The organism is Vibrio sp. KMM 9700 (assembly GCF_058545285.1).
Window position 1 is genome coordinate 695,068 of the sequence record NZ_CM178590.1, and the last position, 17,489, is coordinate 712,556.

Consider the following 17,489-nt stretch of genomic DNA (forward strand, 5'->3'; position numbering starts at 1 on the left):
TGAAGGGCAGCATTGCACTGCCCATGCGAATAAAGAATTAAAAGCCTAAAGAACTAGCGTTCGTTTTATCAACTTCTAATATACGGTTGAATTTGATAACTCGATTTTCTTTATCGACATCAGCTTCGCCTAAGTCTTTGACTGTCATACCTTGTGTGATTTCTTTGCCATCAAGCATTTCCTTGGCTATAGCAACCATTGCATAACCGGCATCTGCTGGGTTCCATAAGAAACCTTTATCAATATCACCGGTTGCTAGATAAGGCGCTGCTTGACTTGGCATCATGATCCCAACGACACTGACCTTATCTTTGGCACGCTTTTTCTTGATCGCCTGCCCAGCGCCAATCCCGCCAAGTGAACCATAAGAAATTATGCCTTTCATATCAGAATGTGCTTTCATCAGATCATTTGTCGCGGCGTAAGACTTTTCAATACTTTCAGCAACAGGCATACGAGAGGTGACTTCATACATTTTAGGGTAGGCTTGTTTTTGGTAGTCGATGGCTAAATTTGCCCAGTTATTGTGTAAAGGTACGGTTAATGAGCCGACATAAATAGCATAACCGCCTTCTTGGTTCATATTTTTGGCTAATTCATCCATAGTCGTACGGGCGTATGATTGGTTATCAATCGTTTCAACATCCCAATCTGCGCCATGGTTTTCTGGCGCCTCATGTGTGATGACGATGATACCTTTTTCTCGTGCTTTTTTGAAAACAGGTTCAAGTACTGTCACATCATTTGGAACGACAGTAATTGCATCGACACCTTTTGCGATTAGATCTTCAATAATTTTTACTTGCTGAGCGGGATCTGGTGTTGAGGGGCCTAATTGTCTTGCATTGACATTTAAGTCACTTGCTGCCTGTTCGATGCCTTTGTTCATTTGGTTAAACCAAGGAATACCTGAGACCTTTACAACATTTACAATTTCATAATCTTTTGCTTGAGCACTCGTTGTAGCCAAAACGAGGGAAGCGATTGCTGCGCTTAGAAAGAGTTTTTTCATGATTATAATCCTTCATTCGTTATCTAGAGTAGGGGGCTGACGAGTAAAGCTTAGGAAAGTATTCAAGAACGAAATAGATAGTCAAAATAATTTTGCGAGCGATGCACACTATTGTTAATTTATAGTTAATTTTATGTTGAGTTAATGTGTGGCTTACTAGTGATTTGAATCTTTATTTCAGGTTCAGATATAGGTCATAGATATGATTTAACATGCCGTTAACATTTCTTGAGCTGGGGGGTTAAGTATTATGTAGTGAGCATCTTGATATCTATCAATCCATGAAAAAAGAGGATAGAAGATGATTGTTTTTACGAGGCCAATCGCAAATCTACTTAAAAAATATGATTCTAGATAAATAATTTAAAAATAGAATGTGATGTATTTCATGTTTTGTTGTTGCTAAATTACATTATTGATAATTGATTAAATGCTCTTTATACGTATATTTAGAAATTTTTGTGGTACAAAGGGCTACAAAATTAGGTTTTTGCTGTAATTTAAATGGGGGTATTTATATTTCAAGTTTGATACTCACAAAAAATCTAATGGTTTATGAAATAAATAGGAGGATTTGCTTATGGATTTATCGACTTCACCCAAACGGTCGTTAAAGAGACAACCTTTGCATATAGAAGTTGCGGCTATGGTGCGTGATATGATTATGGATGGTTCACTGAAACAAGGTGAACATATAAAAGAATTAGAACTTTGTGAACAATTATCTGTTAGTCGCACCCCGTTAAGAGAAGCATTAAAGTCACTTCATGTCGAAGGGTTAGTTACGATTGAAACTAATAGGGGATCTTGGGTAACCAAGTTAACAGGCAAAGAGTACTTTGAAACTTTTGAAATTATTAGCAGTTTAGAGCGTAAAGCTGTTGAACTTGTTGTGAAGAATGCAACAGATTCACAGTTATCAGCTTTGAAAGAAATGCATGATCAGATGCAAAATCAGTTTGATAATAAAAATAAGGAAGCTTATTTTGCTTTAAACCAATCAATACATAAAAATATTATTTATTTATCAGGCAACGAAAAGCTAGAGAAATTACATCAACAGTTGATAAATCTAGTTACTTTTGGACGATATAAAGCTATTGACTCAGAAAATCGTTGGATGGAATCAATGCAAGAGCATCAGGCGCTTATTTCTGCCATTCTTGTAAGGGATGCTGAACAAGCAGGGAAGATCTTATCTGAACATGTCATGCATACTGGGTATACATTGCAAAAACAATTTTCATAAACAGGTTAGACATCCCTACATGGTGCAATTTAGCACTAACTCGGTGCATAAATAAAGGATATCGCTCACTAAATTACGGAAATTCTCTATATTCTGTAGGTTTTGATTCTTGGCATGATTCATGCTTTCTATATAAATATAATTATATATACATAATTATAATGGATGATAAACCTACAAAATGGAGTTTTAATATGAAGAAAATTATTAGCTTGAGTTCAGTATTAGCCGCTTTGCTTGTAACAAATTCAGCGTTAGCAGAAGAGAAACTTAACTTAAGGGTGATGGGACAGCCAATGTCTGTTGGCTTGATCCAGAAAAATGTAGAGCAACCATTTTTTGAATCCTTAGCACAAGAATCTGGGCTGCCGATTACTGTGAATTATAAGCCGTCAGACACAACAGGGATTAAAGATACAGAGCAGTTGAGAGTCTTAAAGTCTGGAATGTTTGACCTTATATCGCTACGTTTATCCCAAGTCTCACGAGATGAGCCAACTATCTTAGGTTTAGATCTTGTCGGCCTTAACCCTACTTATGATATTGGACGTGAGAACGTTAATAAATACCAACCTATTGTTGATAAGCGACTACAAGAGCGCTTCAATACCAAACTTCTAGGTATTTGGCCATTTGGTCCTCAGATCATGTTTTGTAACAAAGACATTCATGGTTTAGATGATGCGAAAGGCTTGAAAATTCGAGTGTACGATCAAAATCTCGCAAAATTTGTTGAATCAATTGGTGGTGTACCTGTACCAATTGGTTTTGGCGATGTACATCAAAGTTTGGCATTAGGTGTTGTGGATTGTGCCGTGACTGGGTCGAGTTCAGCAAACTCCGCGGGTTGGACTGAGGTGACAACCCATATGTTACCAATTGGGTTTCAACTTGGCTTAAATGGTTATGGAATTAACTTAGATACTTGGAATAAATTATCGGATGAGCAACAACAAACGCTACAGAGTTCATTTGATAAATTGGTCGCTAAAATCTGGGATTATTCAGAAGAGCTATATGAAGATTCTTTAAATTGTAATGTTGGTAAAGAGCCGTGCACAACTGTTAAATCGTATAACTTAACGGGAGTGGCGGTAACTGATAAAGATTTAAAAACGGTTTCAGATACAGTCAAAACAGTATCATTCCCTGCTTGGGCTGAAATGTGTGATAAAACAAACCCAACTTGCTCGGATGATTGGTTACGCGTAATGGGTATGAAGTAACACTAATATCATAGCTAATTGAAAAGGATTTCACTTATGAAAAAATTAGATGATTTTGTTACTTTTTTGTTTGGTGCTTTATTTTTAATACTCTCATTATTAATAGTCGTTGAAACCATGTTGAGAAAGTTAGCAAATACCTCACTTCAAGGGATTGATGAAATTAGTGGGTATGTACTGGCAGTGGGGGCAACTCTTGCCTTCACTTCTGCTTTATTTCATAAAAGTCATATGCGCATAGATTTACTGTACTCAAAATACCCCAAGTGGTTAAAGACTACGGTTAATATGTTTTCCATATTGAGTTTGTGTCTGTTTTCAGGTTTTTTAGCATACGTTAATTATTTAGTCCTGCTTGAAACGCAATCATACGGAAGTACATCAGCCACAGCATGGGCTACTCCGTTAATATGGCCGCAATCCGTTTGGTTTTTTGTAACGCTTATTTTTAGCATTGTTGCTTTAATTTTTACCCTTAAAGCAATTGTTCTCATTGGAAAAGGCGAGTATGACACTTTTAACCTTGTCTTTGGTCCTAAGAAGGTAAAAGATGAGATAGATGAGGAGCTAGATAGCTTTAACCAAAGAAAGGCGCTGAATAAAAAACAAGACACAAGTGTAACGCGAGAATCAATCAAACTCGGAGATAACCTATGACTATGACAATTGCGGTCTTGGCATTTCTTTTAATGTTAATCCTTATGATTATGGGTCTACCGATTGCAATTGTAATGGCTATAGTGGGTGCGATTGGTGGCTTTTTAACATTCGGTAGTTATTTTATTTCAGCGACAGGTGCTGTCGTGTGGAGCGTCTTAAATAGTGCAGTCCTTACAGCCATTCCACTTTTTGTATTGTTAGGTGAATTACTTTTACGTAGCGGGATTGCAGATCGGATGTATATAGCTGTTTCTGCTTGGATTGGTCATTTACCAGGAGGGCTATTACATTCAAATATTGGAACATCTGCTTTATTTGCTGCTACATCAGGATCATCAGTTGCAACTGCGGCAACTGTTGGGACTGTTGCGCTGCCTGCGTTACAAGAGCGCAATTATTCAATGAAAAAATCATTAGGTTCTTTAGCAGCAGGAGGAACATTAGGTATTCTTATTCCACCTAGTGTTAATTTGCTTATCTATGGTTCATTGACGAATAATTCAATTGGTCAGCTCTTCCTTGCAGGATTCGTCCCTGGGATGCTTTTAACATTAAGTTTTATTATTTATATTGCCATTTCAAATAGAAATGAATGCTCGACTCAAAGTGTTAAAAAGACTTTTTCAGAAAAAGTTAGACTTTCTCGTTACTTAATACCACCCTTTATTATATTTGGAATGATTATGGGAGGGATTTATTCTGGGTTGGCGACAGCTACTGAGTCGGCTGCGTTAGGCGTTATAACAGCACTCTTCTTTGTTTATCGTGAAAATAAACTATCTAAAGAATTTTTGATGGCATGTTTTCGACAGACAAGTCAAATATCTGGAATGATTTTATTAATTATTACAGCAGCTTTTATTTTAAATTTAACAATCAGCTTAACTGGTGTGGTTGATGATCTCACTCATTTTGTGACTTCATTAGGTTTATCATCGCTTAGTTTCTTATTTGTTTTAATCATTTTTTATCTGATTTTAGGGATGTTTATGGACGTGCTTTCGATGCAAGTTCTGACTATTCCAATTACTTATCCAGTTATTGTCGCTCTGGGTATTGATCCTATTTGGTATGGGGTTTTTATTGTTGTAATGTGTGAAGTTGCCTTAATTACTCCCCCTGTAGGAATGAACTTATTTGTTGTGCATAGTGTGAGAAGTGATCATGGTGATATTCGAGATGTGATGTATGGTGCAATTCCATATGTGCTAATTATGATGTTGTTTGTGGTGTTTATTATCACGATGCCGGAGGTTGTTTTATGGTTACCAATGAATATGTGATCACAAATAAGCCATTCTGGAAAATGGCATTAAATGAGATATCAAGTGGCTATGAGAAAGGATCTTTTACACCTATGGATGTATGTAAAAGTATTCTTCATCATATAGAGGAGAATAATGAACTATTAAACGCTTATGTTTATTTAAATCCAAACCTATTAAAAGAAGCCGAAGAAAGCTTAAAGCGTTGGAAAATAAATCAACCGTTAAGTCCATTCGATGGTGTTCCAATTGGTGTTAAGGACAATATAAATGTTGAGGGAATGCCAACAAGTTGGGGCAATGCTACGTTAGTTAATCATTATCCTTTAGAAAGTGAGTACTCCGTTAAGCAGTGTACAAATGCTGGGATGATTATTCTTGGCAAGACGAATGTACCAGAATTTGCTTCACAAGGAACGACCAGTAATCCGACTTTTGGGACAACTAGAAACCCTTGGGATGATGATTTAACCCCAGGAGGTTCATCCGGTGGGATGGTCTCTGCAATTGCAAGTGGAATGGCACCATGCGGACTAGGTACAGACGGTGGTGGCTCTATTCGTAGACCTGCAGCACATACAGGTCTATATGGCATGAAACCAACATCAAGTCTGATTAGTCGAAAAGGTGGTTTGCCGAGATTTATGTTTGACTTTGAAGTGGTAGGTCCGATCGCTCGTTCGCTTAAAGATGTTTCAACACTGTTGTCAATTTTGACAAATAAGACCTATAGCGTAAATAACCCATTGGAACAGAAACTTAAGGTTCTCGTCGTGTCCAAGTTAGGTGAACATCCGGTTGAAGATGGAATTGTTAAATCCTGTACGTGTATTGGAGAAAAACTTAAATGTCTTGGACATGAAGTTGATTATGCTAGCTTACCTATAGATTTTCAGTTATTTGAAAATAATTGGCCTATTTTGTCACAGTTAAGTATTGCATATATATTTGATACCTTTCCCGAGTGTGAGCATACGGCGCAAAAACACTTTCAAGAATTAGCCCTTAAAAGTACAAATTTAAGTGCCATTGATATCATGAAGTTCTGGGCAGATACTTTATCATTTCGGGAGCAGGTCTATGATCTATTTGAAACTTATGATGCTGTTGTCATGCCTTCAATTGCTACTTATGCATGGCCTATTTCTAAACTATATCCACAGCAAATAAACCAACAACCAGTTGAAGAAAGAGGGCATGCTGTTTATACCGGTTGGGTAAATATGGCTGGTATCCCTTCACTTAATATCCCAGTGGCGAGAAATAAGCCAGAAAATTTAATCGGTATTCAATTGATTGCTAACCGTTTTCAGGAACAGTTGATAATTGATTTAGCAAGTCAATTAGCAACATTGAGTGATAGTTATATTTGGCCGTCACGGTATATAAATGATAAATAAGAAGTATATTATACTATTTTTATTAGATAATTGAGGTATTTATTATTATTTGGTTATTGCCTATAGGTTTAGTTCTAACAATAGGAATATCTATTTTAATACCAACACCAGGTGCATATTTAGAAGCGTTAGGAATGTTACCTTGGTTTGTTGCTGGGATATTCTTTATCAATGGAATTCAAACTAAGATAGATGATTTTAAATTAAAGAGTGATTACAAGAAAATATTTGTATTCTCTTTGTTTATCAATTTAATCGTTGCACCAATGATTGGTTGGATTTGTTATCATAATCTAGATTTATCAAAGGATCTTCTTTTCGGGCTTGCAGTGATGAGCGCTGTCCCGCCAACACTATCATCATGTATTGTATTAACAAGGTTAACTGGCGGAAGTGTTCACTGGGCTTTATTTTTAACCTTAATACTTAATTTTATTGGTATTTTAACAATGCCGATAACACTGGGTATTATTCTGGATTCGCAAGTAGGTGTAGATCGTATAGAATTGCTTTTAAAGTTAGTAGTCATGATTTTGCTACCCTTTATTATAGGGTTGATATATAAGATATTAGGACTCAGCACGTTACCTAAAATATACATGGATCATTTACCTACAGTATTTGTGATTGCTGGTGCATGGCTTACGCTTTCATCAAATAGTCAGGAATTAGCTGCAATTAAATTACTTGATATACTAACCATTATCGTTTTAAGCATATGCATATACATTTTATTACTTTGTTTGATATCTATAGGCGTTTATGTATTAAAGATTAACAACAGTGATAAACTTGCTATATTATTTACTGCAAGTCAAAAAACAATGCCTATTGCAGTAACAGTTATTATCAGTATTAATCCTGCCTTTGGTGTTGCGGTTGTAACATGTATTCTTTATCACATAACACAAATGCTTGTGGCTTCTATTTTAGCTTCGAGGATCTTGCGAATTAATAAACGGAAAATTGTCAATTTATAAATATAAGATTAACAGTCAAGTAGTTATTACTTGACTGTTAATCTTATATATCTAGGTAATGTTTGTTAGTGTCGCTACATCGGACTAAATTTAATTTAAGTTAACGGATAGGTTAGCGAAGGGGGAAAGAGATGCTTTGAAAGTTTTATTTTTTGAAAGTAATTGAATGCCGGCCCAAGTACCTGTGGCGATAATTGTTCCTTCACCTAATGGTTGATTGTAGAGAGCTTGGCTTAAATTAGCTAACCAAGGGATAGCATTGAGTGGATGCCCTTGAGGATGCTTTAGAGTACCGGAAGTGACACTGTGGTTCTCTAAATATATATCAGGTGAAATCTTACTGAGCTTCTCATCCCAAGATGTTATTGGTGAATCAATCAAAATGATTTTTCTATTCATCTGATTATCTGCAAGTTTAAATAATGGTGGTAGTTGCTCCCAAGATTCTGCTCTTTGATCACATACCTCAATGGCTATATAAGTTTTATCAATTGCCGCCAAGACTTCTTCGCGTGTCGCTCCAGTTGTGATTGATGTCTTTAGTTTCACTGCTAATTCTAATTCTAAGCCTGTTAAAGTGCATTGATCCTTTTCAAATAAGGTTATTGGTTCATTGCTAGGATAAATCATTAAGTCTGATAAGCTCACTGCTGCTGCAGAAGATGAACCAATAGTACCACCTAATTTCCATAGCATAGGCCCTTGCTCATCAAACCATGCTAATTCATCGGCAACCATTTTTTGAATTTGATAAGCTTCATGTGCAGTTTTGGGGGTTAAAAGCGAGGCTTGCTTTAAGGTGATAGGGCTTAAAGTTGTTCTCGAATTAATGAGTTGCTTGACTAATTCTTTGTTCTTTTTATTCATGATGAGCCGACTCTCTTTTAAAAGGCAATGAATGGACTTTTGGTTTTGCAGGCTCAGGCTTATCACACGCAAGAAATTTTCCATGTTTGGAATGACCTTGAAATTGACGATCTTTCCAGATTACCTCGCCTCGGCTGAGTGTGATACTTGGCCAAGCTGTTACTTTGATTCCTTCATAAGGAGTATAATCAACAGCATGATGTAAATTTTCATTCTTAATCACATGCGAAGTTTGAGTATCCCAAATAATTAAGTCTGCATCGGAACCAATAGCTATTGAACCCTTGCGCGGGTATAAACCATACATTTTAGCTACGTTGGTTGAGGTTAAATTGACAAATTGTTGAATGGTTATTTTTCCACTTAAAACGCCATGGGAAAAAAGCAGAGGTAACCTTGTTTCAACACCAGGGATCCCATTTGCAACTTTATCAAAACTAGGTTTTTCTCCGTGAGCCTGTTTACCTTTTGGGTCTGCAAACCGAAAAGGGGCATGATCTGATGAAAAAATTGAGAATGTATCGGCTTGCAATCCGTCCCATATAAAGCGTTGATTTTCAGGATCGCGTGGCGGTGGGCTACAAATACATTTAGTGGCTTCAAAATCGTCTTCATCGCCTAAGTCATCGGTTGAAAGGAACAAATATTGTGGACAAGTTTCAGCATAAATTTTTAAGCCATTATTTTGAGCCCAACGAATTTGTTTCACTGCTTCTCTACCTGAAACATGTACGATCAACATCGGCACATCAACTAACTCGGCAAAGGTGATAGCGCGATGAGTAGCTTCTCGTTCAACTAACATAGGTCGAGACTGTGCATGATATTTTGGCGCAGTATGTCCAGCATCTAACAAACGCTCAGTTAACCATGCAATGCAATCGGCATTTTCGGCATGAACCATGACTAATGCACCGTGTTCACGCGCTACCGCCAATGTATTGATGATTTCACGATCAGATAGTTTCATATCTTCGTAAGTCATATAAATTTTAAATGAAGTGTAACCTTGCTGAATAAGCTCAGGAAGCTCATATTTTAAAACCTTTTCGTTGGCATCGGTTATTATCATATGGAATGCATAGTCAATACATGAATTACCTGTTGCACGCTTATGATAATCATCAAGTGCACTTTTTAAACTATGTCCACGCTGCTGAACAGCGAATGGAATAACAGTTGTCGTACCACCACACGCTGCAGAACGTGGACCAGAAATAAAATCATCGGCCATTTCTACTCCATCTTTTGGTGGTTCGGCAAAATGGCAGTGACCGTCGATACCACCAGGCGTGACCCATGCACCTTGAGCGTCGATTTCTTGTTTAGCATTTGAAAGGCTTTGCCCTAATGACACGATAACCCCGTCGATAATACCAATATCAGCCGTGAAGTTATCTGCTGCGGTCGCACAATTTGCATTTCGAATAATTAAATCATATGTATGTTTCATTTTACCTCCTGGAAGAATTGTCCCCAGCCTGTAATGTTTGTGCAGTCAACATCTAACTCATTGAGCATTTTCCAAATAACTGTTGAGGTGCTATCAATGATGGGGATACCTACTTCGTCTTCCCATTTGGCAACGAGGTCAGCTGAGCGCAAATTGGTGCAATAGAGTAAAATTGCATCAGGAGAAAGCTTCGCAACTTCTTGGACAGACTTTTTGAGTGTTGAAGTCGCTACTTCAGAGAATGCAAAATTGTTGCTAATGTCTAAGTGACTTTCTGATACTGTCTCGATACCCATTAATTTATAGTTTTCTATGATACGGTTTTGGATATCTGTGGTATATGGGGAAACGATTGCAATTCGTTTAATACCAAGTTTTAGAAGAACTTCATTTAAAGCTAAAATTGATGATGTTGCTTTGATTCCTGTTTCTTTTTCTATAGCGTTACATAGCTCTCTATCATGTTCAAAACCTAACCAGCCAGCAGCAGTTCCAGACCAGCCAATCATATTTACATGTGCATCAGATAAAAGCTTTGCCGCATCTATAATGGGTTTAATATCAAATTGTTCAATTTCTCTGGAGTCAAGGCTAATTCGGGTAACTTTAAAACGAGAAAAGTGTGCAGATGCATGAGGGACTTGGCTTAATAAGGCCGAAGTTAGAGGCTCTAAGGCAGTGTTTGATGATGGCGTTAATATCCCCAGTAATAATCTGGAATGTGAGTTAGTACTTAATGTAGACATAAATAATCCTACTGAAATTAGATTGATGAAATATAAATTGCCGACAAAGTTGTTAGCAATTTATATTTTACAAAAGCAATATTTATGCCAAGTATTGTGTGATAGATATACATGAAGAAATATTGTGGGTTAAGAAGCTATTAACCTAATATCTTATCCCAGTTAATATCATTAGTGTGTTTCCCTTTATTTAGATTTAGTGCTGCTTCTATATGAGATAAATGATGTGTTATTAAATGTATAGCCTCATTTTCATTCTTTGACTCAATAGCCATAACAATTTTTTCATGTTCATCTTCTGGGCATGTCGTTGAATTTGGCGCATCATATAATAGAATGATTAGACATGTCAGTGGGCAAAGTTTTGCCATGATATCTTCTATAAATCGGTTGCCAGACATTTGAGCGAGTAACATATGAAAGTCACCTGTAAGACGGATCAAATGTCTTCTATCATGTCGCGCCCTAGCTTGATTTTCTTCATTGATGTGTTTCTTTAAGTTATTGATATCATTTCTTTTTATGTTTCTCACGAGCTTTTTTATAATTTCAGGTTCAAGTAGTTTTCTTAGCTCAAATATTTCCTTGGCTTCTTCTATAGTTGGGCTACTAATATACGCACCTCTATTCGGAAAATGCTGAATCAACCCATTTTCAGCTAAAATTAGTAATGCCTGACTGACCTTCGAACGAGATACATTGAACGCCTCTGCCATTCTTGATTCAGATAGTTTACTACCAGGTGCAAGACGGTGTTCCATGATAGCATTTACTATTTTATCGGCGATAAACTCAGGTTGTAATTTAGTCGATTTTGATAATTCCATCTTAAATCTCGCTTTCAATTAAATAAAATGTGAATCCATTTTTATTAGTAATACCTTATTTTATCCTTTTTATCTAATACTATTTAATATTAAAGCTTGCCTCTTTTTAGTGCGTTTCATATTAGTTTTGCACCATATTTACTCCTTGTTTTAGTGTGTGAATAATGATTGTGCATCATAAAAAGAGTAAATATGGGGGCTTGTAATAGTTGGCACACAATCTGCATTAATTAAATTGTCAGCAATATTGCACTAAATATTGTGAGTAATTTTTTAGAGTTGATTAAATAAAGGAAGGAAATATGAAAGGGATCAAGACACTTGTTACATTAGGTATATTAAGTGTATTTTCGGTTAATGCATTTGCTGAAGATATTCAATGGAAAGTCTTAGGTCAACCTATTGCAGGTGGGACGATACAAAAAGATAAGGAACAACCTTTTTTTGAAACTCTTAGTGATCGCACTGGCTTATCGATTTTAGTAGATTATAAACCTGTTGATACTACAGGGATTAAAGATTCTGAAGAATTACGAATGCTTAAATCTGGATTATTTGATGTTATTTCAATCCGAGGATCGGCAAACTCTAGAGATGAACCTGTTTTGCTAGGTTTAGATTTAGTTGGTTTAAATACTGATTATACAACAGCTAGAAAAGTAGTGGATGCATATTCCCCAGACGTAGATCGACAACTTCAAACTAGATTTAACACTAAACTGCTAGGTGTGTGGCCGTTTGGCCCTCAAATTTTATTTTGTAAATCTCCGATTAGTGAGTTTTCTGATATTGAAGGAAAAAAAGTGCGAGTAAATGACCAAAGTCTAGCTAACTTTATTAAGTCAGTAGGTGGTGTTCCTGTCCCTTTATCTTTTCCTGATGTTCAGCAGTCATTATCTCTAGGTGTTGTCGATTGTGCTGTAACAGGGCCAAGCTCTGCAAATTCGGCAGGGTGGCCTGAGGTGGCAAAATATCAAATGCCGCTTGCTATGGGGATGGCAATGAATGCCTATGGAATATCCTTAAAAGCATGGAACAAACTAGATGAAGCACAACAAAAAATAGTTGAATCAGAGTTTGCTCAATTAACAAATGAAATCTGGGAGTACTCAGAAGCTCTTTATAAAGATGCATTGAGTTGCAATATTGGTGATGCGTGTAAATATGGCAAGAAATATGATATGACGCAAATAGAACCTTCAGATGATGATCTTAAATTAGTTCATAAAGCTCTCATGGAAACATCATTTCCGGCATGGGCTGAAATATGCGACAGATCTAGTGAAAATTGTTCAAGTAATTGGAAGTCCTCAGTTGTAACCGTAATTAATGAGTAAAATCATAAGGGGTAGGCTATGTCGTCAAAAATTGAAGCAGTATTGGCGACCATCTTCGGGGTAATATTTATTGCCCTGTCGATTCTGGTTGCTATGGAAGTTATTTTTAGAAAAGTCTTTAATATTGCTCTTGAAGGTTCATTTGAGTTGAGCGGTTATGCTCTAGCTATAGGGGCAACATTGTCTTTTAGTATTGCTCTATTTGGGCGTAATCATATTCGTATTGATGTATTACATGAACGCTTATCGTTGCGCACACGTGCAATATTAAATGTATTATCCGCATCTTTAATTGCCATATTTGCTATTTTGCTCAGTTATTTATCTTGGGGCGTTGTGAGAGATACTATTGAATACCAAGCTACATCTCAAACACCATGGGCCACACCTTTAATTTATCCTCAAAGTTTTTGGTATTTAGGACAGTTCATTTTCATGCTACTGGCTATATTTTTTGCACTGAAATCTTTGTGGTGGCTGTTGGGCAAACGTTGGTCTGCAATAGACCTTCATTACCAGCCTAAAAGTATTAAGCAAGAAGTAAGTGATGAGATAAAAAGTGCCAGCTTACGCTCTGAATTCATAAAGGATGACTGATAATGGTTATAGCGACATTTATAGCATTTGTACTCATGTTAGCAATGATGATGATGGGATTACCTATTGCAGTGACAATGGCTTTTATTGGCATTGTTGGGGGGTTATTAGCATATGGTGAGCCATTTATTAATTCAATTTCTCCAGTAGTATGGGGGGTACAGAATAATGAATTACTGACATCAATACCTTTATTTGTCTTATTAGGTGAATTATTACTCAGAGCAGGTATTGCTGACGGGATGTATAAGGCTTTGACTAATTGGTTAGAACGTTTACCTGGCGGATTATTGCACTCAAATATAGGTACATGTGCATTATTTGCAGCAACCTCGGGCTCATCAGTTGCGACAGCGGCAACGGTAGGGACAGTTGCTCTTCCGTCTTTAAATAAAGAAGGTTATCAGCACTCTCGATCTTTAGGTTCATTGGCTGCTGGAGGAGCATTAGGTATTCTTATTCCACCTAGTGTTAACTTGATTATTTATGGCTCATTTACAAATACCTCTATCAGCAGTTTATTCTTAGCAGGTATTATTCCTGGTATCTTAATGGCATTGCTCTTTATGTTTTATATTGCGGTGAGTAGTGTACTAAACAAAAGTGATCCTAAAAGAGTTGCTCCTGTGGATTGGGCTGTACGTTTGAAGCAATCAATGAATTTGCTCCCACCTTTATTGATATTTGGCATTGTCATGGGAAGTATATATTCTGGCGTCGCGACTGCAACTGAAGCGGCCTCACTAGGCCTTGTCTCTACTTTATTACTTGCTGGCATAAAGCGTCGTCTAACGAAAGAAGTGTTATTAGTTAGCTTTATTCAGACAGCTAGAGTCAGTGGCATGATCTTATTGATAATGACAGCGGCCTTTATTCTAAACCTTACGATTAGTTTAACTGGTGTCGCTGAATCTATGTCTGCTTGGGTAGCGAGTCTAGGTTTATCAGCAACTGGCTTTTTATTAGTACTTATGGTTTTTTACATCTTATTAGGCATGTTTATGGATGTACTTTCAATGCAAGTTGCTACCATTCCAATTGTATATCCAATGGCTGTTGCATTAGGAATTGATCCTGTATGGTTTGGCATTTTTATCGTCATTATGTGTGAGCTGGGTCTAATTACTCCACCAGTTGGAATGAATTTATTTGTTGTACAAGGCATAAGACCGGATGAAGGAGATATTTCAGATGTGATGAAAGGTATCATTCCTTATGTGATGATGATGATTTCTTTGGTGATCTTCTTAGTTTTTTTCCCCAGTGTTGTGACTGTTTTAGTTTGATACTATCTAAAGTAGTATTTGTCCCCCTCTATGAGACACTTTTTGTTTTGATAGAGGGGGGATTAAATTGAAATGATTAATAAATAATATATTAATAATCACTCACAATAATTTTCTTTGACAAAGTCATTGCGCTTGCACTTTTCCTATAGGCAGCTTCATTAATAAATAGCGGATAAACGGTATAGTCGCCATCCCATGTGATCGCATGGCCGTCAAAAGTTTCCATGATTTTATCGCCAGGCTCGATCGGGCAGAAGTCATGTTGATCTAATTCTTTAGCAACGATACCATTACGTTCACCTGCGTCATTCAGTGGTAATGTTAATTGACCACTGAGTTGAAAGGCTTCAAATGAGCGAGGTAAATCCAATTCTTTATCTTGGTTATACAAATCAACAAAATCTAAGACAAATCTTGTCATTTTTTCCATTAGATCTAATGTTTCGTGCTGCAAGACTGAATTTGGTTGTGCACCAACTTCAATCGTAATACCTTGTCGAGCAATGGTAATTAGAAAGCTTCTTTCCTCTTCTGGAATACTATCTTGAAAAAAGATATTTGCCTCAGGCATTCTACTTTTCACAAAAGCTGCCATTTTTAAGTTGAATTCATCTTTTTTCAATAGCATTAAACACGCGCCCATATTGGAAGTTGTGTTATGTAAATCTATAATAAAATCATAAGGTGAGTTACCTTTGGGGCCTAATTCTTGATTTAATTTTTTAGCCAGAAGTTCTTCATACCCAATCTTTTGTGTATTCTCTAAATCGGCAAGGTTGAACTCTCGATTAAGGTCAGATTCAATATAACGTACGCTTTGGTTACATGCTCGTGGGTTAGAGATTTTAGTCGTTATACTGAGTGAACCCCAATGATTTAGCTTTTGTAATTGCTCCCACTTCTTGATCAAATAGATACCTGAAAGCTCATTCCCATGAGTACCACCAACTAAAGCTATATTTTTAAATTTTTCCATAATATTACTCCTAAGATACGGCGTAATATGACGTTACGCCGTATTATTGATGGTTAAGACCAGTTTGTATATTGAGCGATAATTAAGCAAATCCAGCTGATGACATACACCATCACAATCACAGGAAAGATAGTTTTTACCCACTGCGAATAACCCACTTTTGCTAATGCTAGCATCGCAAGTGTACCGCCAGACGTTGGAATAATTAAGTTCGTGATCCCGTCACCAACTTGGAAGGCTAAAATCATTACTTGACGACTAATATCCATTAAATCTGCTAATGGGATTAAAATTGGCATGGTTACGAGAGCTTGGCCAGAACCACTTGGTATAAATAAGTTAATAACACCTTGAATGATACTGATAGTTACCGCGATTAATGGCTCTGGTACATAGTTAAGCAATAAGTTGAAGGTGTGAACGATCGTATAGATAATTTGACCATCTTCTAAAACAACTTTGATAGAGGTTGCAAGACCTATGACTAATGCACCTGCGGTGACGCTTGAAGCCCCTTCAATCATGTATTTGACATAATCATTGGCGTTAATTCGACAGATAGCGGCAATGATTATTGAAAGTAGAAGAAAAACGGCTGTAATTTCTTTGATATACCAACTGCGACCGAGCTGGCCTGTACCCGCTAAATAAGAGCAGCCTGCAATGACTAAAATACCAAGTAAAAAGACTAACATGACAGCTTTATCTTGACTCGACATTGAGTAGCTGTTGAGTTTAGTGGTTAGTTTCTCAGGATCGCTTGAATCTTCACGTGAGTGCGGCGCAACATATTTTGTAATATACCAAGCGAGCAGCGATAAGCAGCTAAAAGTAAGAATACAGCGCAAAAGGGCACCGGAGAAAATTGGGAGTTCGGCTATATTTTGAGAAACACCAACGGTATATGGATTAATTGGTGACAAGGCAAAACCGACACCTATTCCTCCGACTGAAATACATGCACCAACTAGGTTTTTATATCCAAGAGCACTAGAGACAAGCAAGGCGACCGGCACCAAGGCGATATTATTTTCAAATCCGACTGAAATCCCAAACAGGCCGTATAGGTAAGTTGATAACCATATTAACAAGTTACCACGCTTTAAGCCTATTTGTTTAACTGAACTGCCGACAAAATTCTCAAGAGCATTCGAGCGGTACATGATATTAAATAACCCGCCTGCAATAAATACAATAAAGAGATATTGGCCTGATAAAACTAAGCCTTGAGGAATGGCGACGAAAATATCAAAAAGTTTATTAATAACACCAAATAGGCCAAGAGAATCTGTGCTAGTGCTTAAATAATGAAAACTATCAGCGATAACTCTTTGACGACCATCAATTGTTTCTGTGTCATAAGCACCTTTGGGTACAATCCAAGTTAAAGCGCTAGCAACCAATAGAATGTAGAAAATTAAAACCATTGGATCGGGAAGTTTTTCATACCAAGGTTTTGGTGGCTTATGTAATTTAGTTTGAGTGTGTTGTGTGTTCACTGTGTTCTCCTTTTCGTGAGCAAAGTAACCTTCCATTTACTTCGGTTTTATTATTTGCTTAAAATGTCCCATATCTATACCATTTATACAATGGCTATTTTTGCAT

At 36.9% G+C, this 17,489-nt stretch carries 16 protein-coding genes; 9 read left to right on the forward strand and 7 right to left on the reverse strand.

Annotation, left to right across the window (positions count from 1 at the left end):
* Positions 1 to 37: 37 nt before the first annotated feature.
* Positions 38 to 1,012 carry an autoinducer 2 ABC transporter substrate-binding protein gene (locus tag AC2VOY_RS14300; RefSeq protein ID WP_491833247.1) on the reverse strand — a complete coding sequence of 325 codons (975 nt, stop codon included), beginning with the start codon at positions 1,010 to 1,012 and terminating at the stop codon, positions 38 to 40.
* Positions 1,013 to 1,592: 580 nt separating this feature from the next.
* On the opposite strand from AC2VOY_RS14300, the gene AC2VOY_RS14305 reads away from it, so the two are divergent.
* The 6 genes from AC2VOY_RS14305 to AC2VOY_RS14330 all read left to right on the forward strand — a co-directional run bounded on the left by AC2VOY_RS14305 (position 1,593) and on the right by AC2VOY_RS14330 (position 7,792).
* Positions 1,593 to 2,261, forward strand: coding sequence for a GntR family transcriptional regulator (locus tag AC2VOY_RS14305; RefSeq protein WP_491833248.1), 669 nt, complete (start codon positions 1,593 to 1,595; stop codon positions 2,259 to 2,261).
* 194 nt (positions 2,262 to 2,455) lie between these two features.
* Complete coding sequence (locus AC2VOY_RS14310) at positions 2,456 to 3,487, forward strand: TRAP transporter substrate-binding protein (protein ID WP_491833249.1); 1,032 nt, start codon at positions 2,456 to 2,458, stop codon at positions 3,485 to 3,487.
* A gap of 36 nt (positions 3,488 to 3,523) precedes the next feature.
* Positions 3,524 to 4,144, forward strand: a complete 621-nt coding sequence (locus tag AC2VOY_RS14315; protein WP_491833250.1) for a TRAP transporter small permease subunit — start codon at positions 3,524 to 3,526, stop codon at positions 4,142 to 4,144.
* The gene (locus AC2VOY_RS14320) at positions 4,141 to 5,430 is read left to right on the forward strand and encodes a TRAP transporter large permease (RefSeq protein WP_491833251.1); all 1,290 of its coding nucleotides are present in this window, start codon (positions 4,141 to 4,143) and stop codon (positions 5,428 to 5,430) included. Before AC2VOY_RS14315 ends, AC2VOY_RS14320 begins: the two co-directional genes overlap by 4 nt.
* Positions 5,409 to 6,812: an amidase gene (locus AC2VOY_RS14325; RefSeq protein ID WP_491833252.1), complete on the forward strand. Its 1,404-nt coding sequence runs from the start codon at positions 5,409 to 5,411 to the stop codon at positions 6,810 to 6,812. The genes AC2VOY_RS14320 and AC2VOY_RS14325 overlap by 22 nt, the downstream gene beginning before the upstream one ends.
* A gap of 56 nt (positions 6,813 to 6,868) precedes the next feature.
* Positions 6,869 to 7,792, forward strand: coding sequence for a bile acid:sodium symporter (locus AC2VOY_RS14330; protein ID WP_491833253.1), 924 nt, complete (start codon positions 6,869 to 6,871; stop codon positions 7,790 to 7,792).
* Positions 7,793 to 7,882: 90 nt separating this feature from the next.
* Here AC2VOY_RS14330 and AC2VOY_RS14335 read toward each other — a convergent pair whose 3' ends face one another.
* The 4 genes from AC2VOY_RS14335 to AC2VOY_RS14350 all read right to left on the reverse strand — a co-directional run bounded on the left by AC2VOY_RS14335 (position 7,883) and on the right by AC2VOY_RS14350 (position 11,685).
* On the reverse strand, positions 7,883 to 8,659 hold the full coding sequence (locus AC2VOY_RS14335; protein ID WP_491833254.1) for a fumarylacetoacetate hydrolase family protein: 777 nt from the start codon (positions 8,657 to 8,659) through the stop codon (positions 7,883 to 7,885).
* On the reverse strand, positions 8,652 to 10,112 hold the full coding sequence (gene hydA, locus AC2VOY_RS14340) for a dihydropyrimidinase (protein WP_491833255.1): 1,461 nt from the start codon (positions 10,110 to 10,112) through the stop codon (positions 8,652 to 8,654). The genes AC2VOY_RS14335 and hydA overlap by 8 nt, the downstream gene beginning before the upstream one ends.
* Complete coding sequence (locus tag AC2VOY_RS14345) at positions 10,109 to 10,858, reverse strand: maleate cis-trans isomerase family protein (RefSeq protein ID WP_491833256.1); 750 nt, start codon at positions 10,856 to 10,858, stop codon at positions 10,109 to 10,111. Before AC2VOY_RS14345 ends, hydA begins: the two co-directional genes overlap by 4 nt.
* 140 nt (positions 10,859 to 10,998) lie before the next feature.
* Positions 10,999 to 11,685: a GntR family transcriptional regulator gene (locus tag AC2VOY_RS14350; protein WP_491833257.1), complete on the reverse strand. Its 687-nt coding sequence runs from the start codon at positions 11,683 to 11,685 to the stop codon at positions 10,999 to 11,001.
* A 302-nt stretch (positions 11,686 to 11,987) separates the two neighbouring features.
* Between AC2VOY_RS14350 and AC2VOY_RS14355 the strand changes: the two genes are divergently transcribed.
* From AC2VOY_RS14355 to AC2VOY_RS14365, 3 genes are read left to right on the forward strand one after another with little or no spacing between them, the layout of a single operon-like run.
* Complete coding sequence (locus tag AC2VOY_RS14355; RefSeq protein WP_491833258.1) at positions 11,988 to 13,022, forward strand: TRAP transporter substrate-binding protein; 1,035 nt, start codon at positions 11,988 to 11,990, stop codon at positions 13,020 to 13,022.
* 18 nt (positions 13,023 to 13,040) lie between these two features.
* Positions 13,041 to 13,619: a TRAP transporter small permease subunit gene (locus AC2VOY_RS14360; protein WP_491833259.1), complete on the forward strand. Its 579-nt coding sequence runs from the start codon at positions 13,041 to 13,043 to the stop codon at positions 13,617 to 13,619.
* A gap of 2 nt (positions 13,620 to 13,621) precedes the next feature.
* The gene (locus AC2VOY_RS14365) at positions 13,622 to 14,905 is read left to right on the forward strand and encodes a TRAP transporter large permease (protein ID WP_491833260.1); all 1,284 of its coding nucleotides are present in this window, start codon (positions 13,622 to 13,624) and stop codon (positions 14,903 to 14,905) included.
* 91 nt (positions 14,906 to 14,996) lie between these two features.
* Here the strand turns inward: AC2VOY_RS14365 and AC2VOY_RS14370 are convergent, their stop codons facing one another.
* Both AC2VOY_RS14370 and AC2VOY_RS14375 read right to left on the reverse strand, forming a co-directional pair.
* Positions 14,997 to 15,884 (reverse strand): aspartoacylase, encoded by an 888-nt coding sequence (locus AC2VOY_RS14370; RefSeq protein ID WP_491833261.1) that lies wholly within the window; start codon positions 15,882 to 15,884, stop codon positions 14,997 to 14,999.
* A gap of 53 nt (positions 15,885 to 15,937) precedes the next feature.
* Positions 15,938 to 17,383, reverse strand: a complete 1,446-nt coding sequence (locus AC2VOY_RS14375; protein WP_491833262.1) for a YfcC family protein — start codon at positions 17,381 to 17,383, stop codon at positions 15,938 to 15,940.
* Between the last annotated feature and the right edge of the window lie 106 nt (positions 17,384 to 17,489).